Origin of the sequence: Bradyrhizobium sp. UFLA03-84 (assembly GCF_002289535.1) — a bacterium.
Lineage (GTDB): Bacteria > Pseudomonadota > Alphaproteobacteria > Rhizobiales > Xanthobacteraceae > Bradyrhizobium > Bradyrhizobium viridifuturi.
Window position 1 is genome coordinate 163,200 of the sequence record NZ_NSJY01000006.1, and the last position, 24,660, is coordinate 187,859.

Genomic DNA, 24,660 nt, shown 5'->3' on the forward strand with positions numbered 1-24,660 from the left:
ATGGGTCCCGGCTTTCGCCGGGACGACGACGGTTGCGTTACGCCTGCCGCTGTTTCTCATATGCCTTGAGATGCGTGTAGGCGGTGCGCAGCTTCGGCACCGGGATCTTGGCCGCATCCGCGCGCACGATCAGGTCGCCGATCACGTGGTCGGCTTCGACCGGCAGCCCCGCCTTGATGTCGCGGAACATCGATGCGGTCATCGGCGAGCCTTCCGTGGTGAGTAGCCCGCGGGTGCGCTGGAAGAACGGACCGCCCGGTTCATGGCCGGCATCGGCGGCGATCGCGCTGCATTCGTCGAGGATGCCGAGCAGGAAATCCCTGCCGCCGGGCGCGGCCAGGATGTTGCCGACCGAGGTCCGCATCAGGCTGGTGGAGGCGGCGAGCGACGCCAGGAACACCCACTTCTCCCACATGTCCTGCATGATGTGGTCGCTGGCGGCCGCGCCGTTGACGGCGGAGAAGGTGTCGGCGATCGCGCGCACCCGGTCGGACAGGCCGCCGGCGCGTTCGCCGAACGCGAGCGACTGCATCGGCTGCAGCTGCACCACCTCGCGCTTCTCGTTCAGCGTCGCCGCGATCGCACAGAGACCGCCGAGCACATGCCGGGCTCCGAACTTCTTCTCCAGCGCGTCGAGGTGCAGCATGCCGTTGAGCAGCGGGATGATCGCGGTCTTGTCGCCGACCGCTGGCGCGAACGACTTGATCGCGTCCTCGAGATCGAACGCCTTGCAGCTCAGCAGCACGACGTCGAACTTGTCCGCGAGCTTGTCGGCCTGCACCGTCGGCGGGTTGTTCAGCGTGACGTCGCCGTTCGGGCTCTTGATCACGAGCCCGGCGGAGGCAAGCTCCGACGCGCGGCGCGGTCGCACCAGGAAAGTGACGTCGCGGCCGGCCTGAAGCATCCGGCCGCCGAAATACCCGCCGATCGCACCGGCGCCGACCACGAGAACGCGCATGGGAATTTTTCCTTCTTTGTAGTTGCCCGGAAGCCAGGGGCGAATAGCGAATGGGCAGTGGGGAATAGATAGGGGTCTGAACCGGCTACTCGCTACTCGCTATTCGCCGTCAGCTCATCTCACTTTCCCGACACCAGTTCCTCGACTTCGCGCAGCTGCTCCTTGCCGAAGAAGATCTCCTTGCCGACGAAGAAGGTCGGCGAGCCGAACGCGCCGCGCTCGACGGCCGACTGGGTGTATTCGATCAGCTTGCCCTTGACGTCGGCGTCCTGCGCGCGGGCGAACAGTTTTGCGGCATCCAGGCCGGAGGACGCGAGCGCTTTGCCGGCGATTTCCGGGTCGTCCATCTTCTTCGGTTCGACCCACATATGGTGGAAGGCGGCCTCGACATATTTCTCGAACACGCCCTCGAACTGGGCGGCGACCGCCGCGCGCATCAGGTTCAGCGTGTTGACCGGGAAGAACGGGTTCCAGGTGTAGGGTTTGACGTTGAAGCGCTTGAGAAAGCGCTCGGTCTCGATCTTCATGAACTCGGGCTTGTTCTTGACGCCCGCGAGCGTCTCGGCCGGCGACTTGTTGTTGGTGGCCTTGAAGATGCCGCCGAGCAGGACCGGTACATACTCGAATTTGACGCCGGTGCGCTGTTCGATCGCCGGGATCGCCTCATGGCTGAGGAAAGCGTTGGGGCTGCCGAAATCGAACAGGAATTGCGGATTTGCGCTCACGGCGGTCTCTCCCTCGGCTTGTTTGGCTTGAGCTCATTGTAGCATGGGCCTGCTGCCGCGGGCGCCATCGGTAGAATATGATACTCATCATGTGAGCAGCAGTGCGCGATGTCAAATCAGCCGTTTGATGGTCTGCTTGCGCCATACCAGGGCGTAATAGGCCATCTGCAAGAAGAACATGGTTGCGAAGGTGACGGGATAGGCGATCCAGATGCCGCTGATGCCGATGGCGCGGCTCAGCAGCGTCGCGACCGGCACCTCGACCACCGCGATCGCGAGGGTCGAGATCAGCAGCGGCATCCACACCGTGCCGCCGGCGCGCATCGCGCCCGAAAACACCGTCGCCATGCCGAACAGCACCATGCTCCACAGCACGATGTACAGCAGCTGCTCGGCGAGCGCGAGGACGGCGCTGTCCGTGATGAAGAAGCCCATCAGCGGCCGCGCAAAGAGATAGCCGAGCAGCACCAGCCCGCCGGTGAGCCACAGGTTCATCTCGATCCCGGTCCTGACGATGGCGCCGACCCGGTTGGAGTCGCCGCGGCCGATCGCCTGTGCGCCGAAGATCGACACCGATATCGCGATCGAGATCGCCGGAAACTGCACATAGCCGATCACCTGATTGACTGCGCCGTAGGCGGCAGTGGCGTCGGAGCCGAAGCCGTTGACGAGGCCGAGCAGCACCAGTTCGGCGAGCGAGACCACCACCATGCCGATCGCGGTCGGAATGCCGAGCCGCAGCACGATGCGCAGCAGCGCGCCGTTCGGCCGCATCGCGCGCAGGAACGTCGCGTCGAACGCGAGCGGATGCTTGTGCCTGAGCATATGGACATGCAGCCAGAGCAGCGTGACGACGCCGGAGACGGCGGAGGCGATCGCAGCGCTGGCGACGCCCAGCATCGGCAGGCCGAGCCAGCCGCGGATCAGCGCGGGCGTCACCACGAGGCCGGTGACGGTCGAGACCGTCAGCGCCACCAGCGGCGTCACGGTGTCGCCGACGCCGCGCATCATCGCCGCGAGCAGCAGGAATGCGAAGGTCACCGGCATCGCGATCATCATGATCCGTGCATAGGACACCGCGGCGTCGAGCACGTCTGATGGCGTGGCGAGCGCGATCAAGAGCGGACGGGCGAACAGGCCGCCGAGGATTGCGATCGCCAGCGCGAGCAGCAGCGTCACCGTCATCGTGGTGCCGGCAACGGCCTTCACCCGGTCGAGCTCGCCGGCGCCCCAGGCCTGGCCGATCATGACGGAGGCGCCCGCGCTGAGGCCGATCACGAAGGAGATGAAGAAGAACATCACCGGGAAGAACACCGATGCCGCGGCCAGCGCGTCGACCCCGATCATCTGGCCGAGATAGACGCCATTGAGTGTGCCGAACAGTGATTGCAGCACATTGCTCAGCAGCATCGGCGCCAGGAACGACATGAAGGCTTTGCGGAGGGACGGGGACTTGGGCACGTTGAGATTCCAGAAATAGCGTGTGCGGCTTAGTGAGTAGGTCGGGCAACAACACCGCTGTCGTCCCTGCGAAAGCAGGGACCCATACTCCGCGGCGGGTGTTGCGAAAGAGACTCGTCGTCCCGGCATCGCACAACAATTTGGACTAGTGGTTATGGGTCCCTGCTTTCGCAGGGACGACATCTCGGTTGAGGTTACTCATCCAGACTATTCAAAACGGATCAGTCCGCTTGATCGCTATAGGCGAGGCTGACCGCGTGGTCGCGGATATCGGCCGGCCAGTCCGCGATCAGCGTCGTGAAGCGGCGCCGGTCGTGCGCGAACAGCGCGCGGATCGCCTCCTCGTAATGCGGCCGGTTGCCGGCCATTGTTGTCATGAAGCGATAGGCGGCATCCTGCGCGCTGCGCGTGCGGTCCCTGTCGCCGCTGGAGCGTCGCGCCTCGTCGACCAGCTTGCGGATCGCAACCGATGCGCCGCCTTTCTGCTGCGCGAGCCAGTCCCAATGCCGCGGCAACAGCGTGATCTCGCGCGCGACGACGCCTAGCTTTGGCCGTCCCGGCCCGCGCGGCGCGGCCGGCTCCGCCGGCTCCTCGTCGAGCGGACGGGCCGGCATGGGAAGCCGCGCCAGCACGTCGTCGATCGAGCCGCGGAAGTCGATATCGACCAGCGCCGAGGTGCGGCCGTTGAACACCAGGACCGCGGCATCCGTGTGCCGGTCGAGCAGCTGCTTGGCGGCGCGGGCGACCTCCGGGAGGTCACCGGCGGCGATGCGGTGCTCGTTCTGAAAGGCGACATAGGCTGGGTTCATCGCTGATCTCTTCGGTTGCGCGGCATATTGCCCGGGTAATTCGGGGTAATCCAGCCGCGCGCGCCTCGACTTTCTTGCGCCGGGCTGGCACCAAACGCCGCCCGATTGCGCTGACATTTGAGAGGATGCCCATGCTGACGGTTCACCACCTCAACAATTCCCGCTCGCAGCGCGTGCTGTGGCTGCTCGAGGAATTGGGCGTGCCCTACGAGATCGTTCGCTACCAGCGGCAGCCCGACATGCGGGCGCCGAAGGAGCTGCGCGCAATCCATCCGCTCGGCAAGTCGCCCGTCGTCACCGACAACGGCAACACCATCGCGGAGTCCGGCGCGATCCTCGAATACATCATCGCGACCTACGGCAACGGCCGCTTGATCCCGCCGGCCGATACGCCGGAGCGGCTGCGCTATACCTATTGGCTGCACTACGCCGAAGGCTCGGCGATGACGCCGCTGCTGCTGAAGCTCTTGTTCACGCTGATGCCGAAGCGCGCGCCGGCGCTGCTGCGGCCGCTGGTGCGCAAGGTATCGAACCAGGCGCTGTCCACGCTGGTCATTCCCCAGATCAAGCAGCACATGGCTTACTGGGAAAGCGAACTCGGCAAGAGCGAATGGTTCGCCGGCGGCGAATTCTCCGGTGCCGATATCCAGATGAGCTTTCCGCTGGAGGCGGCCGCGGCGCGCGGCGGGCTCGAGGACGGCCACCCCCGATGCGTTGCGTTCCTCGAGCGCATCCACGCCCGGCCGGCCTATGCGCGGGCCCTGGAGAAGGGCGGGCCGTACGAGGTTGGTCGCTGACAGCGCACTCATCGCGGCAGCTCGACCAGCGGCAGCAGCCGTGAATCGGCGAGCGCCGCGGTGCGATGCCCGATGCCGGCCAGATAGGCCTCCGCTACCGCGAAGGCGAGGAACGCGCCGCGGCTCTTCTGCCGGATCAGCATCGCGCGGTCCCAGCGCTCGGCTTCGGGCCCGATCAGGAACGCCCCGCCATCGCCCATGAACAGGATGTCGCCGCCGCTCTTCTGCAGATGCGGCAGCGTGTGGGCGACATAGCGGTCGTACGCCTCCGCGCCGGATATCGGCCGCGGCGGGGCGAGCTCGGGGTCTTGCGAATAATCGGCGATCTCGCGGAACCGCAGCAAATTGAGCATCACCAGCTCGCCGGTGATCTCGCGCTGGGCAAAGTCGCGTCCGGCGTTCCAGGTCGGCTCGAGATAGCAGGTGGTGTCCATGTTGGCCGTCCCATTGCGTTGCGGAGTGAGTTTTACCCGGGCGTAATTGTTTTGTCAATAATACCCGGATATAAATGCTGCGACTGACACACAGGAGCAGCCATGAAGATCGAGGACCGCAAGCAGGCCATTGCCGACTACAAGAAGCGCGCGAGCGTTGCCGGCGTGTTCGCGATCCGCTGCCGCGCGACAGGTGAGGCCTGGGTCGGGCAGGCGCTCGATCTCGACAAGATCGCGAACCGCATCTGGTTCACGCTACGGATGGGCAGCCATCGCAATGCCGAATTGCAGCGTAGCTGGGCGGCGCATGGCGCGGACAACCTGTCGCTCGAAATGCTGGAGCGGATCGAGGACGAGGAGCTCGCCTATGTGCGCGACACGCTGCTCAAGGAGCGCGTGGCGCACTGGCGCGCGCAACTCAATGCGTCCGCGGTGTAGCTCAGCGCGCGGGCAGTGCCTGCACGGTGACGCCGGGCGGCGGCACATCGTCGTCAGGCACGAAGAAATCCGACATCAGCGGCACCGATGGATCGACGCGATAGGGTTCGAAGTCGCGCACGCCATTGGCATAGAGCACCTTGTCGTCGATGCAGAAATGCCCGCTGAATTCGCGTGACGGCCGGGTGATGATCGCGTAGGCCGCATCGCCCATGATCGCGGGGGTGCGGCTTGCGCGCATCATGGCATCGCCGCCGAGCAGATTGCCGACCGCGGCGGTTGCGATCGTGGTGCGCGGCCACAGCGCGTTGACCGCGACGCCGGCCGATTTCAGCTCGCCCGCCAGCCCGAGCACGCACATGCTCATGCCGAATTTCGCCATCGTGTAGGCGGTCGAGTGCTCGAACCATTTCGTCTTCATGTCGAGCGGCGGCGACAGCATCAGGATGTGCGGATTCTCCGCCTTCTTCAGATGCGGAATGCAGTACTTCGACACCATGAAGGTGCCGCGGGTGTTGATCCCCATCATGAGGTCGTAGCGCTTCATGTCGGTGGCCTGCGAATTGGTCAGGCTGATCGCGCTGGCATTGTTGACGCAGACGTCGATGCCGCCGAATTCGGCGACGGTCTGCTCGATCGCCGCCATCACCTGCGCCTCGTCCCTGATGTCGCAGATGACGGGCAACGCCTTGCCGCCGGCGGCGCGGACCTCGTCGCCAGCGGTGTAGATCGTGCCCTTCAGCTTGGGATGCGGCTCGGCGGTCTTCGCCGCGATCGCGACATTGGCGCCGTCACGTGCGGCGCGGAGCGCGATCGCGAGCCCGATGCCGCGGCTCGCACCCGAGATGAACAGCGTCTTGCCCTTCAGCGATGTCATGGCAGTAACCTCCAGTCAGGGACGCACCATGTCAGGCTCCCTCTCCCCTTGTGGGAGAGGGTTGGGGTGAGGGGGTATCTCTCCGCCCGGCGCATCGCATGGAGAGACCGCGACCTCTCACCCGGATTGCATCTGCCGACGCAATCCGCCCCTCCCACGAGGGAGAGGCGAAGCGGCGCAAGCTGAGCGGTCGTGCTCACTTCTACCCACCCGCTTGCAGCACGCGGCCGCGGGTTTCCGGCAGCGCGTAGGCGGCGATGAAGAACACGGCATAGGCCGCCACCGCGAAGATCGCGATCGCGTTGGCGAGCGTCGTCGTGGTCGACAGCGCGCCGACCAGGAACGGAAACAGCGCGCCGACGCCGCGGCCGAAATTGTAGCAGAAGCCCTGGCCGGAGCCGCGCAGCCGGGTCGGGTAGAGCTCGGTCAGGAACGCGCCCATGCCGGAGAAATAGCCCGAGGCAAAGAAGCCGAGCGGGAAGCCCAGCACCCACAGCACCTCGTTGGAGAGCGGCAATTGGGTATAGAGCAGCACGACCGCGATGGCGCCGAGCGAGAAGATCAGGAACAGGTTGCGCCGGCCGATCCGGTCGGCAAGCCAGGCACCGACCAGATAGCCGATGAAAGAACCGATGATCAGCGTCGCGAGATAGCCGGTCGAGCCGACCACCGAGAGCTTGCGTTCGGTGGTGAGGAAGCGCGGCACCCAGAATGTGATGGCGTAGTAGCCGCCCTGCATGCCGGTGCCGACCAGCGAGGCCAGCAAGGTGGTTTTCAGGATCGGACCCTGGAAGATCTCCCACAGTGCGGCGGGCCCGGTGCCGGATGCCTGGTGCTGCGCCATCGTCGCGGCTGATATTTCCGGCTCGGTGACATAGCGGCGCAGATAGAACACCAGCAGCGCCGGCAGCGCGCCGATCACGAACATCCAGCGCCAGGCGTTCTCCGCAGGCAGAATCGAGAACAGCACCGCCTGCGCCAGCACCGCAAGGCCCCAGCCGATCGCCCAGCCCGATTGCACCGAGCCGACCGCGCGGCCGCGATATTGCGGCCGGATCGCCTCGCCGATCAGCACGGCGCCGGCCGCCCACTCGCCGCCGAAGCCGAGGCCGAGCAGCGCGCGGGCGATCAGCAGCTGGTCGAAATTCTGCACCACCGCGCAGACCAGCGAGAAGAACGAGAACCAGATGATGGTGAGCTGCAGCGTCTTCACCCGTCCGATCCGGTCGGAGAGATAGCCGCCGAGCCAGCCGCCGACCGCGGAGGCCAGCAGCGTCACGGTGCCGGCGAGCCCGGCGGTGCCGGCATCGACCTTCCACAGCGTGATGATGGTGCCGATCACGAGCGGATAGATCATGAAATCCATGCCGTCGAGCGTCCACCCCGAGGCGCAGGCCCAGAACGTGCGACGCTCCTGCAGGTTCATGTCACGATAGAAGGCGAGGAGACTGGTGTCCTCGATCTCTGCAACTTCAATTGGTTTGGCTTCGGCCGTGCTCATGCGCGTTCCCCGGAGAAATCATTCACCGGCTCTTTGCGATCCGCGGCCGGAATTGCGCGGACCGCCAATCTATCGCGATGTCGCAGGCAGGGCAAAGCCGCCTTTAGTACCCCGCAGCTTCCGAGCCCCGCGTGCGCGGATCGGGCGCGCCGAGCAGACCATTGGTCGTGACCACGATCGAGTTCGCGGAGGAGTAGCCGAGCGGCTCGACCAGCTTGTGGCCTTTGGCGCGCAGATCGGCGAGCACCTCGTCGGGAAAGCCGCGCTCGATCCGGACCTCGTCGGGCAGCCATTGATGGTGCATGCGGGGCGCGGCGACCGCAGCCGCGATGTCCATCCTGTAGTCGATGACGTCGACGATGATCTGCGTCACCGCTGATATGATGCGGCTGCCGCCCGGCGATCCCGTCACCAGCACCGGCTTGCCGTCCTTCAGTACGATGGTCGGCGACATCGACGACAGCGGTCGCTTGCCGGGTCCCGGCAGATTGGCCTCGAAGCCGACCAAGCCGAACGCGTTGGAGGCGCCGGGCGCGGCGGTGAAATCGTCGAGCTCGTTGTTGAGCAGCACGCCGGTGCCGTCGGCGACGAGGCCGACGCCATACGGGAAGTTCAGCGTGTAGGTGTTGCTGACGGCGTTGCCGCTGGCATCGACGACCGAGTAATGCGTGGTGTTGTCGCCCTCGTGCGGTTGCTTGGCATTGCGCACGTCGGTCCAGGGCGTGGTCCGGGCAAGATCGATGGTCGCGCGCTGCCTGGCGGCATAGTCCTTGTCGACCAGCAATTGCGTCGGCGCCTCGACGAAAGCGGGATCGCCGAGATAGCGGGCGCGATCGGCATAGGCCCGCTTCATCGCCTCGATCATGACATGCAGCGAAGCGGCCGAGCCCTGCTTCATGTCCGACATCGGGAAGCCTTCGAGGATGTTGAGGATTTCCAGCAGCACGACGCCGCCGGACGAGGGCTGCGGCATCGAGACGATGTCATAGCCGCGATAGGTGCCGCGGACCGGCGTACGGATCACCGGCTGGTAGGATTTCAGATCCTCAAGCGCGAAGATGCCGCCGGCAGTCTTGATTCCGCTGACCAGCTTCTCGGCGACGGCGCCTTCGTAGAAGCCGCGCGGGCCCTGTTCGGCAATCGCGGTCAATACGCCGGCGAGATCGCCCTGGATCAGGCGATCGCCCTCACGCAGCGGTGTGCCGTCGGCGTGCGAGAACGTCTTGGCAGAGCTGGGCCAGCGCGACATGCGGCGATACATGTCAGCCAGCGTGTCGGATGTATCGTCGGTGACGATGAAGCCGTCTCGTGCGAGATCGATCGCGGGCTTGAGGATCTGCGCCAGCGTGAACCTGCCGGAGCCGTATTTCTCCAGCGCCAGCGCAAGGCCTGCGACCGTGCCGGGCACGCCGATCGCGAGCGCGGAGTTGCGCGACTTGTCGGGATCGGGCTTGCCCTCAGCATTCAGGAACATGTCGCGGGTTGCGGCCTGCGGCGCGGTCTCGCGATAATCGATCGCGACATCCTCGTTACGGCCGGCGAGATGGATCACCATGAAACCGCCGCCGCCGATATTGCCGGCGCGCGGATAGGTCACTGCCATCGCAAAGCCGGTGGCAACCGCGGCGTCGACCGCATTGCCGCCCTGCCGCAGGATGTCGGCGCCGACCCGCGCGGCGAGCTTCTCCTGCGCCACCACCATGCCGTGTTCGGCGCTGACGCTGTGAGGTGCATCCGTGGCGGACGGCTCGTAGGCCCGACGCTGCACCTGGCCGAGGGCGGGCGACGCGATGCCGATCACAAGGAGAGCGGCAAACAGCCGTCGCGACATCGTTGCCGTCAGCGCCATCGAAATGTCCTGCCCTGTTCATCGCCGTATCAGCAGACCGGCTCATGCTATATGGGAGCGGATCGAAGCGGCAAAAGCCTGCATTTGGCTCGAGTTGGGGAATATCGTTCACGATGAAGGCAACAATGCAGACGCGCGCCGGTGAAGCGCTGGCCTCCACAAGGGTCTATCCGGGTCGCGCCGCCGTCGTCAGCTGGATCTTCTTCGACTGGGCCGCGCAGCCCTATTTCACGCTGATCACGACCTTCGTGTTCGCGCCGTACTTCGCGAGCTTCGTCGCGCCCGATGCCGCGAGCGGCCAGGCGCTGTGGGGCTTTGCCACCGCGGCTGCGGGACTTGCGATCGCGCTGCTGTCGCCGGTGCTGGGCGCAATCGCCGATGCCAGCGGCCGACGCAAGCCGTGGATCGCGGGCTTCGGCGCGCTGCTCGTGATCGGGTCCAGCGCGATGTGGATCGGCAAGCCCGGCAATCCCGGCATCATCCCCATGCTGCTGCTCGCCTATGCGATCGCCAGCGTCGGCGTCGAGTTCGCGACCGTGTTCAACAATGCGATGATGCCGACGCTGGTGCCGCCGGACCGGATCGGGCGCCTCTCGGGCACCGGCTGGGCCACCGGCTATGTCGGCGGCATCCTCAGTCTCGTGCTGGTGCTCGGCTTCCTCGCCGCCAATGCCGAAACCGGCAAGACGCTGTTCGGCTTCACGCCGCTGTTCGGGCTCGATCCCGTCATGCATGAGGGTGATCGCATCACCGGGCCGCTGACCGGGCTGTGGTTCATCATCTTCGTGGCGCCGATGTTCCTGTTCACGCCGGACTATCCGGCGAAGCGGCCGCTGCGCGAGGCGCTCGGCGAAGGCCTGCGCGAACTCAGGGAGTCATTGCTGAGCTTGCCGAAGCAGACATCGCTGGCGCGGTTCCTGCTGGCGAACATGATCTACACCGACGGGCTGGTTTCGCTGTTCGCGTTCGGCGGCATCTATGCTGCCGGCACGTTCGGCTGGGACACGATCCGCATCGGCACCTTCGGCATCATCCTGGCGGTGGCCGGCACGTTCGGCGGCTGGATCGGCGGCAAGCTCGACGATCGGTTCGGGCCGAAGCGCGTGATCACCTGCAGCCTCGTCATCCTGCTGTTTGCGATCGTCGTGATCCTCACCGTGAACAAGGATTCCATCCTGTTCATCCCGGTCGCGCCGCCGGTGCCGGGCGGTCCGCTGTTCGCAGGCGCCGCCGAGCGCGCCTACATCGTGCTGGGCTGCCTGATCGGCGCCACCGGCGCGCCGCTGCAGGCAGCCTCGCGCTCGCTCCTGATCCGGCTCGCACCGAAGGATCGCATCGCGCAGTACTTTGGCTTGTTCGCGCTGACCGGAAAGGTGACGTCGTTCATCGGCCCGCTCATGATCGGTACGATCACCGCGGCGACCGCGAGCCAGAAGGCCGGCATGGCGGTGCTGGTGGCGTTCTTCGTGGTGGGACTGGCGCTGCTGGCGAAGGTGCGGCAGTAACTCACCGCCGTCGTCCCGGCCAAGCGAAGCGCGAGCCGGGACCCATAACCATAGGGTGAACTTGTTGCGCGACGCTGTGGCCCCAGCGAACGCCACACACGAAGCGGTGGTTATGGGTCCCTGCTTTCGCAGGGACGACGGGGGCTAGTGCCGGAAATGCCGCACGCCGGTGAACACCATGGCGATGCCGTGCTCGTCGGCGGCCTTGATCACCTCGTCGTCGCGCATCGAGCCGCCGGGCTGGATCACCGCGGTGGCGCCGGCCTCGATGCAGGCCAGCATGCCGTCGGCGAACGGGAAGAACGCATCTGAGGCGACTACCGAACCCTTGGTCAGCGGCTCGGCGAGCTTGAGCTCGGCCGCCGCATCCAGCGCCTTGCGCGCGGCGATACGCGCAGAATCGACCCGGCTCATCTGGCCGGCGCCGATGCCGACGGTGGCGAGATCCTTGGCGTAGATGATGGTGTTCGACTTGACGTGTTTTGCAACCCGGAAGGCGAATTTGAGGTCGCGCAGCTCGGCGTCGGTCGGCGCGCGCTTGGTTGCGACCTTCAGGTTCATGTCCTCGATCACGGCGTTGTCGCGGCTCTGCACCAACAGGCCGCCGGCGACGGTCTTGGCGGTGAGGCCTGTCGCGCGCGCGTTCGGCAGGCCGCCCGCGAGCAGGAGGCGCAGATTGCGCCGGCCGGCGATGATCGAGATCGCCTCCTCGGTCGCGTCGGGCGCGATGATCACCTCGGTGAAGATGCCGATGATGGCGCGCGCCGCATCCGCATCGAGCGTGCGGTTGACCGCGATGATGCCGCCATAGGCCGAAGTGGAGTCGCAGGCCAGCGCGCGGGCGTAGGCGGTGGCGAGATCCGGACCTTCGGCGACGCCGCAGGGATTGGCGTGCTTGACGATGACGCAGGCCGCGGTGCGCTGCGGATCGAACTCGCCGACGCATTCATAGGCCGCATCGGTGTCGTTGATGTTGTTGTAGGACAGCTCCTTGCCCTGCAGCTGGCGCGCGGTGGCGACGCCCGGCCGCTTCTCCGGCGTGGCATAGAATGCTGCGGTCTGGTGCGGGTTCTCGCCATAACGCAGCGACTGGATCAATTTGCCGCCGAAGGCGCGGAAGTCCGGCGCCTTGGTGTCGAGCTGCACGGCAAACCAGTTCGAGATCGCGGCGTCATAGGCCGCGGTGCGCGCATAGGCCTTGGCGGCGAGCCGGCGGCGCAGGCCGAGCGAGGTCGCGCCCTTGTGCGCGGCGAGCTCGTCGAGCACGGCAGAATAGTCGTTCGCCTCGACCACCACGGCGACGTCGTCATGGTTCTTCGCCGCGGCGCGGATCATCGCGGGACCGCCGATGTCGATGTTCTCGATGCACTCCTCGAACCCGGCGCCTTTGTCGACGGTGGCTTCGAACGGATAGAGGTTGACGACCAGCAGGTCGATCGGCGCGATGCCGTGCGAGGCCATCGCCGCGGCATGTTCCTTGTTGTCGCGGATCGCGAGCAGGCCGCCATGCACCTTCGGATGCAGCGTCTTGACCCGGCCGTCCATCATCTCCGGAAAACCGGTGAGCTCTGAGACGTCCTTGACCTTCAGCCCGGCCGCCGCGATCGCCTTGGCGGTGCCGCCGGTCGAGACCAGCTCGACGCCCTGGTCGGCCAGCGCCTTGGCGAAATCGATCAGTCCGGTCTTGTCGGAAACGGACAACAGAGCGCGGGTCACGCGGCGAAGCTGCTCGGTCATATCGGAAAATCCTTGGCTGTTAAGGCAGCCGGGTAGCATGGTTTTGTGCGGTACGAAACCGGTACTGGGGGCCGAATCCCCGCAAATTAGCCCCGTCACCCTGAGAGAATGGCAAGCGGCGCCAAACGTTCAGCATCGTCCTGGCGAAAGCCAGGACCCATTACCCCAGCCGCTTGGTGTTGCGCGACGCTGGGGCCACGATCCCGCACACGATCAAATTCGGTGGTTATGGGTCCTGGCTTTCGCCAGGACGACGGGGATGGGTCAGTCCGCGATGCAGCTGGCGCGTTTCCGCCGCCGCTACAGCGGTAGTTCCGGCTCGCGGCGGGCGTTGCGGCGCGCGTTGGTGGCGGTGGCCGAGGTCGAGGAGCGGACGAAGCTCCAGCGGATGGTGGCAGCGTGCCTGGCGTCCTGCCGGATCACGATCTGCGAGGTGCGGCGCGGGCCGTCATTGCCGGCCAGGAACACGCTGTCCTCAAGATCGACCTTGTCGTCGATCGCCTCGAAGGTCCAGACGTCGCGGTTGGGCAGCACCAGCATCACGCCACGGGCGTCCGACAGCCGGCTCGCCTTCACCGAGGGGTGCAAATGGAAACGCAGCGCGAAATCGGCCTCGCTGCCCTTGATGCGGCCGCCCGGCGCCGGCGACAGCGAGTCCTCGCCCTCGAGCCGCGTGCCGTCCTGGGAGACCATCAGCACGCGGCGGTGGATCACGCCGAAGCGCGAGAGATAGCCGTCATGCGAGGCGGTGAGCACGTCGCCGCCGGGAACGGCTTCGCGGTAGCTTTCGACATTGCTGGGACCACTGGTGATCGGCGCGCCGCGCAGCAGCCGCTTCATCGCCGACAGCTCGACGAACTGGCATGACGAGGTGTCGCGATAGGTCAGCGTCGAATGCGCCGCGGTGGAGCGCGCGAACGGCCGCCAATTGTCGCGCCCGGTGGACGGCATGCCGCAATTGACGACGATGCGGCTCGGCCCCGAGGAGAGCTCGAACGACAGGCAGCCGGCATGCGCATCCTGGCTGACGCTCGCCGGCGGCGGCGGACCGGTGTCGATGATCAGCGCGGTGTTGCCGGCATCGAGCCGCTGGAAGCCGGTATGCGGCATGCTCGCCATCGGCACGCCGCGGGTGTCGTCATAGGCGAGCAGCGTCGCGACCAGATCGGACGGCGCGGTGCTCATGCCGTTGAACAGCGCGAAGCTGCCGTCGCCGTGCCGGAAGAAGCGCAGCATCGGCATCATGCGATCGATGGCGTTGAGCAGCGCCGGCGGCGGCGCGATATTCCGTGCGGCAAAGGTCTGCCGCAGCGGCAGGAGGTCGCTGAGCAATTCGACCAGCGCGCCGGGATTGCGCGAGATGTGGCCGCCATCGGGCAGGATCTGGCGCTGCAATTCGTCCGACAGCCTGCGCGTCGCCGACTTGATGTTGCGCGCCTGGTTGGCGAGGCAGAGCGAGGCGTAGCACAGCGCAATCAGCACTTGCAGGCGCGGCACGCCGTCATTGTCGAGCGTCGAGTGGCGCAGATAGCGGATCTCGCGCGCCAGCCCGCGGAGATATTTGCGATAGAATTTTCCGTCGGTGTCGCCGAGCACCAAGGGAGCTTGCGACAGCAGCGAGATCACCCGCCGCGCGCGCACGTCGGCGCGCCGTTCCAGCGGCCGCTTGCGGGCCTGGTTGGAGATCCAGTCGTCGACCAGCGAGCGGGCATTGGCCCGGGTCAGCGCGGTGTCGGCGGCGCGCAGATGGCGCAGCCAGCCGAAGCCGAGCAGGGCGGCCTCCCAATCCTCCGACGGCGGCTCGAGATCGAAGATCGAGCGGCCGTGGCAGGTGACGATCTTGCCGGCGAACACGAATCGCCCGGCATAGATCTCGGCAGCGCGGGTGGCGTCGGCGGTCCGCAGGTCGTGCGGCGCGATGATCAGCCGGTCGGTGCGGCCTGGCCACAGCCGCGACAGCGCAACCGTGCTGCCGCTGGCGCGTGCGAGCATGCTGCGGGCGAAGCGGCCAGCAATCAGCGTCGAGATGCGTCTGCTTTGAGCGACCGACACGCCTAACCTTGCGGGGAGGGAATTTTCAACGAATCCTTATTTAATCCGGAAACGCGGCCAAGACACCTTCTTGATAAACAAGACACCCTCTTGATACCGCGCGAATCACTTCGAGCTTAGAGGGCTGAAGTTTAAAATCAGGCCTTAACCAGCCGGGCGGCGTAAAAGCCGTCCAGCCCGCCCAGCCGCGGGTCGGCGTTGGGCAGGTGGCTCGGCAGGGTGCGCAGGTCGCCGTCGGCGGTAATGACGTCGTCGAGGCCCGCGACCTCGTCCTTCTCGACCGGCGCACGGCGCAGGCCCGATTCGCTCGCCAGCAGCGCGGCAATCGCGTGCTCGCCTTCCTCCGGCTCCAGCGAGCAGGTGCAGTAGACCAGCGTGCCGCCGGGCTTCAGCAGATGGGTGGCCTTTTGCAGCAGCCGCTTCTGCAAGGCTGACAATGCGGCGATGTCGCCTTCCTGGCGCAGCCAGGCGACGTCGGGATGGCGGCGGATGGTTCCCGTCGAGGTGCAGGGCGCATCGACCAGGATACCGTCAAAACTTGCGGCCTCGGCGGGCCATTCGGCGGCGTCGGCGACAACAGTCTCGGCCTGCAGCGCCAGCCGCGTGAGATTTTCGCGCAACCGCGCGATCCGCGCCGGCGAACGGTCGACCGCGGTGACCTGCGCGCCTGCCAGCGCGAGCTGGGCGGTCTTGCCGCCGGGCGCGGCGCAGAGATCCGCTATCGCCTTGCCTTTGATGTCGCCGAACAGCCGCACCGGCAGTGCTGCGGCGGCGTCCTGAACCCACCATTGGCCTTCGGCAAAGCCCGGCAGCATGGTGACGGAACCCTGCAGCAGCGTGCGCACGGTTCCCGTCGGCAAGATCTCGCCGTGCAGGCGGCTCGCCCATTGCGCGGCGTCGGACTTCACCGTGAGATCGAGCGACGGCTCGTGGCCGAGCGCCAGCGCCATCTCGCGTGCGGTGGCCTCGCCGTAATGCGCGTTCCAGCGCGCCAGCATCCATGGCGGCAGGTCCAGCGTCTGCGTGCTGATCTCGTCGATCAGCCCCTGGCCCTCGCGCGCGCAGCGGCGCAGCACGGCGTTGACGAGCCCGGCATATTTCGCCGCGCGGCGATCGGACTGCACGAGGCGCACCGAGAGATCGACCGCGGCGTGATCAGGCACATCCATCCAGAGGATCTGCGCGGCGCCGATCAGGAGCGCGCTCTGCGCGCGCGGCGCATCGGTCGGGATGCCGCGATCGAGCAGGCGCGACAGCAGATGGCCGAGCGTGCCGAGCTTGCGCAGGATGGTCGAGACCAGCCGGCGCATCAGCGCGCGGTCGCGATCGGCCAGCGATTTCAGGCCGGGATGCGCGCCGGCGCCGTCGAGCTGATCGTCGAGCGTGCGGTGCTTGTGCAGCACGCCGTCGAGGATGTCCGCCGCGATGCGGCGCGCCGCGAGACCGGGGACTTCGGCAGGAACTGCAAATCTTGAAGGAGGCATGAAGCGGAGATATCTCGAAGGTGCTGAGTACTGAGTTACATTCGGCTCATGCCCATCAACTCGAAAACACCTCTGGCATGCGAATATGCCAAATGTAAGAATCGCCTTGCGGATTTCTTGATCGTGATGTCGTCACTGAGCCAAGTCAGAGATACGAAGTTCGCAGGCAGAAAGTTTTGCCAAGAAGGCCTGCCATGTCTGAGAACATGACTGAGAAATCGCCATCGCCGCCGGAACCCGCACCGCGCAAGCCGCTGACGCCGGCAGCCCAGCGCGCACTCGCCGAGGCCGCGGCGCGGCGCAAGGCGGCCGAGGAGCTGGCTGCGAAGGAAGCGGCCGCGCGGCCGAAGGAATTCCAGGGCCCGAAGGGGCCGGAACCGACGCGTTACGGCGATTGGGAGACCAAGGGCATCGCCTCGGACTTCTGAGGGTCTTTGTCGTGCCTTGCCTGACGGATCGACTCAGGTCAGTCTGGGAATATGTCCCCATACGAGAGAATAAATCCTTATCATGGGACGGGACGTCCGCCCTTCCGCCGCTCTCCTTGGGGCCGCCGCGTCTCGGCGGCGCTGCCATGGGTGTTCGTTCTCGGCATCGCCGTTGGCAGCATGTTGCCGATCCGCCGATGGGTGCCTGAATGGGTGCCTTTGCAGTCGCACTGGTCGCTGAACCGGTCGCGCGATGCTGACATGATCCGGCAGCGGGCCGGCGCACCTGACGTCCGCCATGCTGTCGATGTCGTCAGGACGATCGATGGCGACACGTTCGAGGCGCGGGTGCATCTCGCGCCGGGGCCCGATCTGTACACGCGGGTCCGGCTGCGCGGCATCGATGCGCCGGAGCTGAAGGCGTCCTGTGCGCGCGAGCTGCAGATGGCGCAGGCGGCGACGGTGGCGCTGCGCGATCTGCTCGGCCAGGGCGAGGTCGCGATCTACAATATCGGTCCCGACAAATATCAGGGCCGCGTCGTCGCCGACGTCGCGACGAAGAAGACCGACAACGTCTCGGCGGCGCTGCTCGCGGCCGGTCATGCGCGCGCCTACAATGGCGGGCATCGCTTCGGCTGGTGCGGATATTTCGGGCGCTAGACGATAGCGTCACCGCCGCGGCGGCGCAGGACCGACAAATAAAAAGCCGCGCAGATGCGCGGCTTTTCTTTCGGCGAAGGACTGTGCGATCAGCGGGTGACGACGACAGTCGTGCCGACCGAGACGCGCGAATAGAGATCGGTGATGTCGGTGTTGAGCATGCGGATGCAGCCGTAAGAGACGAAGCCGCCGACCGAGCCCGGCACGTTGGTGCCATGGATGGCGTATTCACCGCCGGCCAGGGTCATCGCCGCGACGCCCATCGGGTTACGCGGCGAACCGCCGGCGATCACGTCCGGGATGCTTGGCTTGTCGCGCTTGACCTCGGCGGGCGGCGACCAGGCCGGGTTGCGATACTTGCCGTCGATGCGGGTGGTGCCAGCCCACTGCTTGCCGGACTTGCCGACGCCGACCGGGTAACGCATCGCGTGGCCGGAATCGAGAATGAGATAGAGCCGCCGTTCGTTGGTCTTCACCACGATGGTGCCTGGCTCATAATTGTCGGCGTGGATTCCGACCATTTCCGGCCGCGCTTCGGCCGTCTGCGACATCAAAGCAACGGCACCAAGGGTGGCAGCGAACGCCACCGCAAACTTCATCGACATCAACCTCTCCACTTCCCAACAGCTCCCGGCGGGGAGCCAAAAACGAAGGTGCAGAGCCCTGAAAAAAACCGGGCCCGCCGGTCTCACGCACGCAATATTAACCGCGTGTCTTAACCGGGTGGTTTCACGCCGGCCGCGAGACACGTCCAGATGGCCGGCAGAAAAGGAAAACTTGGGATCAAAGTAAATGACTTGAAAACAACACCCGGCCACAAACGCGCCGCAGTGGCGCCTTGTCTCTGACAATCCCGTGAAATGCCCAATCCCATAACGTTTCAAGGGCAGCCGGCGCCGGATCGCATGGAGACAAGCGAAGGGCCGCGGCGGTGATCGCGCGCGGCCCTTGCTGCATGTCTCGATATTGCCGTCGGCGGGCTACTTCTTGTTCTGCCGGTTCTGCACGAGGTCGTCGACCACGGCGGGATCGGCCAGGGTCGAGGTGTCGCCGAGGCTCGACGGCTCGTCCTCGGCGATCTTGCGCAGGATGCGGCGCATGATCTTGCCGGAGCGCGTCTTCGGCAGGCCGGGCGCGAACTGGATCAGGTCCGGCGAGGCGATCGGGCCGATGTCCTTGCGGACCCAGGCGACCAGCTCCTTGCGCAAGGCCTCGGTCGGCTCGGTGCCCTTCATCAGCGTGACATAGGCGTAGATGCCCTGGCCCTTGATGTCGTGCGGATAGCCGACCACGGCGGCTTCCGACACCGCCTCGTGCGCGACCAGCGAGCTCTCGACCTCGGCGGTGCCCATGCGGTGGCCGGACACGTTGATGACGTCGTCGACGCGGCCGGTGATCCAGTAGTAGCCGTCGGCATCGCGCCGGCAGCCGTCGCCGGTGAAGTACTTGTTCTTGTAGGTCGAGAAATAGGTCTGCTCGAAGCGGGCGTGGTCGCCATAGACCGTACGCATCTGGCCCGGCCATGACCTGGTCAGGCAGAGATTGCCCGAGGTCTCGCCCTCCAGCGTCTTGCCGTCGGCGTCGACGATCTCGGGCACCACGCCGAAGAACGGCCGCGTCGCCGAGCCCGGCTTCAGCTTGGTGGCGCCCGGCAGCGGCGTGATCAGGATGCCGCCGGTCTCGGTCTGCCACCAGGTGTCGACGATCGGGCAGCGGTCGTCGCCGACCACGCGATGGTACCACTCCCAGGCTTCCGGATTGATCGGCTCGCCGACCGAGCCGAGCAGCCGCAGCGACTTGCGCGAGGTCTTCTTCACCGGCTCGTCGCCGCCCTGCATCAGCGCGCGGATCGCGGTCGGTGCGGTGTAGAAGATGTTGACCTTGTGCTTGTCGACCACGTTCCAGAACCGCGAATTGTCCGGGTAGTTCGGCACGCCCTCGAACATCAGCGTGGTCGCGCCGTTACAGAGCGGCCCGTAGAGGATGTAGCTGTGGCCGGTGACCCAGCCGACGTCGGCGGTGCACCAGTAGATGTCGCCGTCGTGATAGTCGAACACGTATTGATGCGTCATCGACGCGAACACCAGATAGCCGCCCGAGGTGTGCAGCACGCCCTTCGGGGTGCCGGTCGAGCCCGAGGTGTAGAGGATGAACAGCGGGTCCTCGGCATGCATGTGCTCGGCCGGGCATTCCGTCGTCACCATGGCGGCGGCCTCGTGGTACCAGAGGTCGCGGGTCGGGTTCATGTCGATCTTGCCGCCGGTGCGCTTCACCACCACGACCCAGTCGACGCCGCCGGTCTTGGCGATCGCGGCATCGACATTGGCCTTCAGCGGCACCTTCTTGCCGCCGCGCAGGCCCTCGTCGGCGGTGATGATCACCTTGGAATCGCAGTCCTTGATGCGCTGGGCGAGGCTGTCCGGCGAGAAGCCGCCGAACACCACCGAGTGAATCGCACCGATCCGCGCGCAGGCCAGCATGGCGTAGGCCGCTTCCGGAATCATCGGCAGATAGATCGTGACGCGGTCGCCCTTCTTGACGTTCCGGGTGCGCAGGATGTTGGCCATCCTGCAGACTTCGTCATGCAGCTGGCGGTAGGTGATGTGCTTGGACTCGGAGGGATCGTCGCCCTCCCAGATGATCGCGGTCTGGTCGCCGCGCTTCTCGAGATGGCGGTCGATGCAGTTCCAGGCGACGTTCAGCACGCCGTCCTCGAACCATTTGATCGAGATGTTGCCGGGCGCGAAGGAGACGTTCTCGACCTTGGTGTAGGGCTTGATCCAGCCGATCCGCTTGCCGTGCTCGGCCCAGAAGCCGTTCGGGTCCTTGACCGAGTGCGCGTACATCTCGCGATATTTGGCGTCGTTGACATAAGCGCGCTTGGCCCACTCGGCCGACACGTCATAGATCTTCTCGGACATCGCTTTCCTCCACTCATTGCCGATCGCAAACGTCGCGGCGGCAAGCCGTCTTGATCATTGCCGCGATTATGCGTTGCCGCATTCCGGCCCGGCAAGGAAAAAGGACTGTCACTTTTGTCGCGTCGAAGCCGGCAGACATCAGGCCGGCTTCCGTTTGTGATAAGACGGCTTACCGCAACGCATTGACGAGAGAAACCTATGCTCCATCGCCTGCTCCGGGTCACTGGTCTCTTGGTCGTAGTGATGTTGTCGGCTGTGCCGCTTGCCCGCGCCCAGAACGCCGCACCGGCGTCCTCACCTGAGGCGCTCGCCGTAGCAAAGGAATTGGTCACCACCATCCATCTGGTGGACCAATTCAAAGCGCTGATGCCGACGATCCTGAAAAGCCTCAAGCCGGCCATCGTCCAGGGCCGCACCGATGTCGACCGCGACTATGATGCCGTGACGCCGGTGTTGCTCGAAAGCTTCCAGACACGGTTCAGCGAATTGTCCGACGCCATGGCCATCATCTACGCGAACAACTTCACCCCGGATGAACTGCGCGGCCTGATCGCCTTCTACAAGAGCCCCGTCGGGCAGAAATTGCTCGCGAAGACGCCCGCGGTGACGCAGCAATCCCTGATTGCCGGCCAGAAGTTCGGCCAGTCGGTGGGTGTCGATATGAAGCAGCGGGTCATCGAGGAACTGCGCAAGAAAGGGCACGATCTCTGACCTGTTCGCGCGGCAGGTCGTGCAGATCGGCCCCTTGGCATCCGGTTCCCGGCCGGCGCTCCCGCCATTTTGACCGATCCTGGAGGGGCCAAAATCAAGGTTAGCGGGCGAATGGCACCCATGAAAGGTAATTGGAAACCGTCAATAACCGATTCGCGACTCGCAATGTCAGCCCTGACGCCCTAAATCGCCAAACCGAGGCCCACGGCCACCGGAACGAAGCCCGAAGCAACGGCATTACCGGGAGAACAGCGGAACAAGGCGTCTGACGAGTATGATGGATCAGCAGAACATCGCGGCTGTGCGGCCCATGTCCGCCGATCCCGCTGTCGCCTTGGCGAAGGCGCTGGGCCAATGGCCCAAGCCGCCGCAGGCAAAGTTGCCGCCGCGAGCCAAGATCAAGCTCGACGCTTCGGCCGCCATCAAGACCTCCGTCGAGGATCTCGCCCGCGACCTGGGCCTGCGGCTTGGCGACCAGAACGAGCTGACCATCCGCCGCGTCAAGCGCGGCAAGAATTATTCGTTCGTGCGCGCCAATGGCTCGCGCGTCCGCGACGCCCGCACGATCCGCCGGCTGCACGCGATGGCGATGCCGCCTGCCTATCGCCAGGTGCGCTACTCCACCGATCCGAACACGCATCTGCAGGCGGTCGGCCTCGATGCCGCCGGACGGCTGCAATATCGCTATCACGCCGATTGGGAGAAGGTCCGCGAGCAGCGCAAGGCGCACCGCCTGGCCAAGCTGGTGGCCGCGCTGCCGAAGATCCGGCGCAAGGTCTCGGCGTTCCTCTCCGGCGACGAGCCGACCCGCGAATTCGCGCTGTCGGCGGTGATCGAGCTGATCGCGCGCACCGCGATCCGGCCCGGCAACGAATCCTATGCTCGCCTCAACGGCACCCGCGGCGCCACCACGCTGCTGAAGTCCAACGTCACGCTGGAAGACGACAGCCTTGTGCTGACCTTCAAGGCCAAGGGCGGCAAGGCCGTGCGCAAGGAATGCGACGCGGCCAAGCTGGTGCGCGCGATCGGCATCCTGCGCGGCGTTCCGGGCAAGCGCATGTTCCAGTATTACGACCGCTCCGGCGTGGTGCGGGCCGCCTCGACCACGGCGGTGAACGCGTTCCTGCGCGAGCTCGCCGGCATCAAGATCTCGCTGAAGGATTTCCGCACCTTGATGGCGTCGGCCGTCGTCGTGGAATCGCTGTCGCGGATCACCCCGGCCGCCAGCCAGCGCGGCCGCAAGCGCCAGGTGCTGGACGCAATCCGTGCCGCCGCCGACCAGCTCTCCAACACGCCGGCGATCTGCCGCAAGAGCTACGTCCACGACACCATCGTTACCGCCTTCGAGGACGGCATCCTCGAACGCTTCGCCGCGACGATGGGCGGCTACCGCACCCAGAGCAAGCGCGAGCAGTTGCTGGCGCAGGTGGTGCTGGCGGCGGGGGCGTAAGCTCCGCATCCCCAGCGTCGTCCCGGCCAAGCGAAGCGCGAGCCGGGACCCACAACCACAGTAGCCAAACATTCGAGTGCGTTGGGGCCGCAGCGCGCTTCAACAACGCAGCCCTGTGGTTATGGGTCCCTGCTTTCGCAGGGACGACGGTTGAGATGGAACGCTACAGCCCGCCCATCTTGCAGACCATCTTCCATTCCTCCGATGTCACCGGCTGCACCGAGAGCCGCGAATATTTCACCAGCGCCATGTCGGCGAGTTTCTTGTCGGCCTTGATCGCGGCCATCGTCACCGGCGTCTTCAGCGGTTTGTCGGCCTTGATGTCGACGCAGACGAACTTGCCGGTCTTGTCGGTCGGATCGGGATAGGCTTCCTTGATGATCTCGGCGATGCCGACGATCTCCTTGCCCTCGTTGGAGTGATAGAAGAATGCCTTGTCGCCCTTCTTCATGTTGACGAGGTTCTGCCGTGCCGTGAAGTTGCGCACGCCGGTCCACGCCTCGCCCTTCGCGCCCTTGGCGACCTGCTGGTCCCACGACCAGACCGACGGCTCGGATTTCACCAGCCAGTAATTCATCGCGACTCACCCCGTTCCTGAACGCCGATTGAGCGGCAATCTACAGGCAGCCGGACGCCCGCGACAAGCACAGGCATCTGGTCACGATGGCAGCGCTCATTGCTTCAGATATCGATCGAAGAACTTGGCGATGTCGGTGAACGCCTCCCTGGTCTCGGGCGCATCGATGTTCATCTGATACTGCGCGTGAGACTGTCCCTCATAGATATTGAGATCGGCGATCACGCCGGCGCGGCGCAATTTGCGATGGGTGCGAACCGTGTTGCTGAGGAACAGGTCGCGCGTGCCCGAGGTCAGGATGGTCGGCGGGAAACCCTTGAAGTCGCCGTAGATCGGCGAGATGTAGGGATTCTTCAGGCTGGTCCCGTTTGCGTAGAGCTTGGCCGCGCGGCCGAGCCATCCGTCCCAGGTCACCAGCACATTGTCGACCCACTCATTGCTGGCGTAGCTGTCGCCGATCTTGTCAATGTCGGACCATGGCGTGCCCGGCGCGATGGCGGCGGGCAGCGGCAGCCTCTCGTCCTTGGCCCGCAACACCATCGCCAGCGTCATCGCGCCGCCGGTCGAGGTGCCGAAGATCGCCAGCCGGTGGCGCTCGTGTGATTTCAGGACTTCCTTCCACACCGCCATCGCGTCGTCCATCGCGGCCGGATACGGGAAGTCCGGCGGCATCCGGTAGTCGATCGAGATGACCTTGTAGCCGCCGAAGCCCGCCATCATGATGGCTTCCGGCAACGCCGCCTCGCCGGGGCCGAACACGTAGCCGCCGCCGTGCACGTGGATCAGCAGGCGCCGCCGGTTCTCGAGCGCGATCTTGTTCGGCGTCACGATGTAGCAATGCACGCCGGCAAGTCTGGTTTCCTCGACCTTGACGCCGAGCTTCGCCTTCATCGCCGGAATATTCGCGATGGCCTCCTTGGCGCGACGATCGATCAGCTCCTTCCATTCCGCTGGTGTCTTCGGGTCGGCGTTGAAATGCGGCGGATAGGGCGTGCCGATCATCGCCTGCATCTCGGGGGACACATCGGTGGTGGGATTGCCGATTGATTTGAGCGGCGCAACCCGCTTGCCGTTGTCGGCATTGGCGGCCGCTTCGATCTTTGCGAGGTCGTCGTAGGAGGTCGTGGTCTGGGCGCGGGCTGCGGTGGACGAGGCGGCGATGGCAACGGCGAAGCTGATCAGGAGGATGGCGCGATGCGGTTGACGCATGGGTTTTTCCTTGGGACCCGTTTCTCGATTGTTCGACCGGGATCCGACGGTTCGCCGCCACGCTAGTACGGCAGGTT

General features: G+C 65.7%; 22 protein-coding genes. 7 read left to right on the forward strand and 15 right to left on the reverse strand.

Features of this window, described 5'->3' with window-relative positions; all coding sequences use genetic code 11:
• Positions 1–37 precede the first annotated feature (37 nt).
• From panE to CK489_RS08935, 4 genes are all read right to left on the reverse strand, one after another.
• On the reverse strand, positions 38–958 hold the full coding sequence (panE, locus tag CK489_RS08920; protein ID WP_050627959.1) for a 2-dehydropantoate 2-reductase: 921 nt from the start codon (positions 956–958) through the stop codon (positions 38–40).
• Positions 959–1,077: 119 nt separating this feature from the next.
• Positions 1,078–1,683, reverse strand: coding sequence for a 2-hydroxychromene-2-carboxylate isomerase (locus CK489_RS08925; protein WP_095732039.1), 606 nt, complete (start codon positions 1,681–1,683; stop codon positions 1,078–1,080).
• Positions 1,684–1,794: 111 nt separating this feature from the next.
• Positions 1,795–3,111, reverse strand: coding sequence for an MATE family efflux transporter (locus tag CK489_RS08930; RefSeq protein WP_198960880.1), 1,317 nt, complete (start codon positions 3,109–3,111; stop codon positions 1,795–1,797).
• Between the two features lie 254 nt (positions 3,112–3,365).
• On the reverse strand, positions 3,366–3,953 hold the full coding sequence (locus CK489_RS08935; RefSeq protein WP_095732040.1) for a DUF2239 family protein: 588 nt from the start codon (positions 3,951–3,953) through the stop codon (positions 3,366–3,368).
• 131 nt (positions 3,954–4,084) lie between these two features.
• On the opposite strand from CK489_RS08935, the gene CK489_RS08940 reads away from it, so the two are divergent.
• On the forward strand, positions 4,085–4,750 hold the full coding sequence (locus CK489_RS08940) for a glutathione S-transferase family protein (protein WP_095732041.1): 666 nt from the start codon (positions 4,085–4,087) through the stop codon (positions 4,748–4,750).
• A gap of 8 nt (positions 4,751–4,758) precedes the next feature.
• Here the strand turns inward: CK489_RS08940 and CK489_RS08945 are convergent, their stop codons facing one another.
• Positions 4,759–5,184: a DUF1330 domain-containing protein gene (locus tag CK489_RS08945; RefSeq protein ID WP_095732042.1), complete on the reverse strand. Its 426-nt coding sequence runs from the start codon at positions 5,182–5,184 to the stop codon at positions 4,759–4,761.
• A 102-nt stretch (positions 5,185–5,286) separates the two neighbouring features.
• Between CK489_RS08945 and CK489_RS08950 the strand changes: the two genes are divergently transcribed.
• Positions 5,287–5,622 carry a GIY-YIG nuclease family protein gene (locus CK489_RS08950; RefSeq protein ID WP_095732043.1) on the forward strand — a complete coding sequence of 112 codons (336 nt, stop codon included), beginning with the start codon at positions 5,287–5,289 and terminating at the stop codon, positions 5,620–5,622.
• Between the two features lies 1 nt (position 5,623).
• Here the strand turns inward: CK489_RS08950 and CK489_RS08955 are convergent, their stop codons facing one another.
• The 3 genes from CK489_RS08955 to ggt form a co-directional block, all read right to left on the reverse strand.
• Positions 5,624–6,499: an SDR family oxidoreductase gene (locus CK489_RS08955; RefSeq protein ID WP_095732044.1), complete on the reverse strand. Its 876-nt coding sequence runs from the start codon at positions 6,497–6,499 to the stop codon at positions 5,624–5,626.
• 202 nt (positions 6,500–6,701) lie between these two features.
• Complete coding sequence (locus tag CK489_RS08960) at positions 6,702–8,000, reverse strand: MFS transporter (protein ID WP_050627952.1); 1,299 nt, start codon at positions 7,998–8,000, stop codon at positions 6,702–6,704.
• Positions 8,001–8,103: 103 nt separating this feature from the next.
• On the reverse strand, positions 8,104–9,849 hold the full coding sequence (ggt, locus tag CK489_RS08965) for a gamma-glutamyltransferase (protein ID WP_095732045.1): 1,746 nt from the start codon (positions 9,847–9,849) through the stop codon (positions 8,104–8,106).
• Between the two features lie 125 nt (positions 9,850–9,974).
• Between ggt and CK489_RS08970 the strand changes: the two genes are divergently transcribed.
• Positions 9,975–11,354: an MFS transporter gene (locus CK489_RS08970; RefSeq protein WP_095732102.1), complete on the forward strand. Its 1,380-nt coding sequence runs from the start codon at positions 9,975–9,977 to the stop codon at positions 11,352–11,354.
• A 144-nt stretch (positions 11,355–11,498) separates the two neighbouring features.
• Here the strand turns inward: CK489_RS08970 and purH are convergent, their stop codons facing one another.
• The 3 genes from purH to CK489_RS08985 all read right to left on the reverse strand — a co-directional run bounded on the left by purH (position 11,499) and on the right by CK489_RS08985 (position 16,627).
• On the reverse strand, positions 11,499–13,091 hold the full coding sequence (gene purH / locus CK489_RS08975) for a bifunctional phosphoribosylaminoimidazolecarboxamide formyltransferase/IMP cyclohydrolase (RefSeq protein WP_095732046.1): 1,593 nt from the start codon (positions 13,089–13,091) through the stop codon (positions 11,499–11,501).
• 300 nt (positions 13,092–13,391) lie between these two features.
• Positions 13,392–15,143 (reverse strand): heparinase II/III family protein, encoded by a 1,752-nt coding sequence (locus CK489_RS08980; RefSeq protein WP_050627949.1) that lies wholly within the window; start codon positions 15,141–15,143, stop codon positions 13,392–13,394.
• A gap of 137 nt (positions 15,144–15,280) precedes the next feature.
• A complete protein-coding gene (locus CK489_RS08985) occupies positions 15,281–16,627 on the reverse strand; it encodes an RsmB/NOP family class I SAM-dependent RNA methyltransferase (protein ID WP_095732047.1) in 1,347 nt (448 codons plus the stop codon).
• Positions 16,628–16,821: 194 nt separating this feature from the next.
• Between CK489_RS08985 and CK489_RS08990 the strand changes: the two genes are divergently transcribed.
• A complete protein-coding gene (locus tag CK489_RS08990; protein ID WP_245350296.1) occupies positions 16,822–17,055 on the forward strand; it encodes a DUF1674 domain-containing protein in 234 nt (77 codons plus the stop codon).
• Positions 17,056–17,106: 51 nt separating this feature from the next.
• A complete protein-coding gene (locus tag CK489_RS08995; RefSeq protein WP_198960877.1) occupies positions 17,107–17,715 on the forward strand; it encodes a thermonuclease family protein in 609 nt (202 codons plus the stop codon).
• An 89-nt stretch (positions 17,716–17,804) separates the two neighbouring features.
• Here the strand turns inward: CK489_RS08995 and CK489_RS09000 are convergent, their stop codons facing one another.
• Together CK489_RS09000 and acs are read right to left on the reverse strand one after the other, a co-directional pair.
• Entirely contained in the window at positions 17,805–18,320 is a 516-nt protein-coding gene (locus tag CK489_RS09000) for a L,D-transpeptidase (RefSeq protein WP_095732049.1), read from the reverse strand.
• A 375-nt stretch (positions 18,321–18,695) separates the two neighbouring features.
• Entirely contained in the window at positions 18,696–20,636 is a 1,941-nt protein-coding gene (gene acs, locus CK489_RS09005; RefSeq protein ID WP_095732050.1) for an acetate--CoA ligase, read from the reverse strand.
• 198 nt (positions 20,637–20,834) lie between these two features.
• Between acs and CK489_RS09010 the strand changes: the two genes are divergently transcribed.
• Both CK489_RS09010 and CK489_RS09015 read left to right on the forward strand, forming a co-directional pair.
• Positions 20,835–21,347 carry a DUF2059 domain-containing protein gene (locus tag CK489_RS09010; RefSeq protein WP_063781912.1) on the forward strand — a complete coding sequence of 171 codons (513 nt, stop codon included), beginning with the start codon at positions 20,835–20,837 and terminating at the stop codon, positions 21,345–21,347.
• Positions 21,348–21,621: 274 nt separating this feature from the next.
• On the forward strand, positions 21,622–22,797 hold the full coding sequence (locus CK489_RS09015) for a DNA topoisomerase IB (RefSeq protein WP_050631278.1): 1,176 nt from the start codon (positions 21,622–21,624) through the stop codon (positions 22,795–22,797).
• A gap of 163 nt (positions 22,798–22,960) precedes the next feature.
• Here the strand turns inward: CK489_RS09015 and CK489_RS09020 are convergent, their stop codons facing one another.
• Together CK489_RS09020 and CK489_RS09025 are read right to left on the reverse strand one after the other, a co-directional pair.
• Positions 22,961–23,374: an EVE domain-containing protein gene (locus CK489_RS09020; RefSeq protein ID WP_095732051.1), complete on the reverse strand. Its 414-nt coding sequence runs from the start codon at positions 23,372–23,374 to the stop codon at positions 22,961–22,963.
• A 96-nt stretch (positions 23,375–23,470) separates the two neighbouring features.
• On the reverse strand, positions 23,471–24,583 hold the full coding sequence (locus tag CK489_RS09025; RefSeq protein ID WP_095732052.1) for an alpha/beta hydrolase: 1,113 nt from the start codon (positions 24,581–24,583) through the stop codon (positions 23,471–23,473).
• Positions 24,584–24,660 lie beyond the last annotated feature (77 nt).

Bases quoted from the DNA above. Each gene is read 5' to 3' on its own strand.
- panE (WP_050627959.1), bottom strand. From the start codon at position 958: ATGCGCGTTCTCGTGGTCGGCGCCGGTGCGATCGGCGGGTATTTCGGC.
- CK489_RS08930 (WP_198960880.1), bottom strand. From the start codon at position 3,111: ATGTCGTTCCTGGCGCCGATGCTGCTGAGCAATGTGCTGCAATCACTG.
- CK489_RS08935 (WP_095732040.1), bottom strand. From the start codon at position 3,953: ATGAACCCAGCCTATGTCGCCTTTCAGAACGAGCACCGCATCGCCGCC.
- CK489_RS08940 (WP_095732041.1), top strand. From the start codon at position 4,085: ATGCTGACGGTTCACCACCTCAACAATTCCCGCTCGCAGCGCGTGCTG.
- CK489_RS08945 (WP_095732042.1), bottom strand. From the start codon at position 5,184: ATGGACACCACCTGCTATCTCGAGCCGACCTGGAACGCCGGACGCGAC.
- CK489_RS08950 (WP_095732043.1), top strand. From the start codon at position 5,287: ATGAAGATCGAGGACCGCAAGCAGGCCATTGCCGACTACAAGAAGCGC.
- CK489_RS08955 (WP_095732044.1), bottom strand. From the start codon at position 6,499: ATGACATCGCTGAAGGGCAAGACGCTGTTCATCTCGGGTGCGAGCCGC.
- CK489_RS08960 (WP_050627952.1), bottom strand. From the start codon at position 8,000: ATGAGCACGGCCGAAGCCAAACCAATTGAAGTTGCAGAGATCGAGGAC.
- ggt (WP_095732045.1), bottom strand. From the start codon at position 9,849: ATGGCGCTGACGGCAACGATGTCGCGACGGCTGTTTGCCGCTCTCCTT.
- CK489_RS08970 (WP_095732102.1), top strand. From the start codon at position 9,975: ATGCAGACGCGCGCCGGTGAAGCGCTGGCCTCCACAAGGGTCTATCCG.
- purH (WP_095732046.1), bottom strand. From the start codon at position 13,091: ATGACCGAGCAGCTTCGCCGCGTGACCCGCGCTCTGTTGTCCGTTTCC.
- CK489_RS08985 (WP_095732047.1), bottom strand. From the start codon at position 16,627: ATGCCTCCTTCAAGATTTGCAGTTCCTGCCGAAGTCCCCGGTCTCGCG.
- CK489_RS08990 (WP_245350296.1), top strand. From the start codon at position 16,822: ATGTCTGAGAACATGACTGAGAAATCGCCATCGCCGCCGGAACCCGCA.
- CK489_RS08995 (WP_198960877.1), top strand. From the start codon at position 17,107: ATGTCCCCATACGAGAGAATAAATCCTTATCATGGGACGGGACGTCCG.
- CK489_RS09000 (WP_095732049.1), bottom strand. From the start codon at position 18,320: ATGTCGATGAAGTTTGCGGTGGCGTTCGCTGCCACCCTTGGTGCCGTT.
- acs (WP_095732050.1), bottom strand. From the start codon at position 20,636: ATGTCCGAGAAGATCTATGACGTGTCGGCCGAGTGGGCCAAGCGCGCT.
- CK489_RS09010 (WP_063781912.1), top strand. From the start codon at position 20,835: ATGCTCCATCGCCTGCTCCGGGTCACTGGTCTCTTGGTCGTAGTGATG.
- CK489_RS09015 (WP_050631278.1), top strand. From the start codon at position 21,622: ATGATGGATCAGCAGAACATCGCGGCTGTGCGGCCCATGTCCGCCGAT.
- CK489_RS09020 (WP_095732051.1), bottom strand. From the start codon at position 23,374: ATGAATTACTGGCTGGTGAAATCCGAGCCGTCGGTCTGGTCGTGGGAC.
- CK489_RS09025 (WP_095732052.1), bottom strand. From the start codon at position 24,583: ATGCGTCAACCGCATCGCGCCATCCTCCTGATCAGCTTCGCCGTTGCC.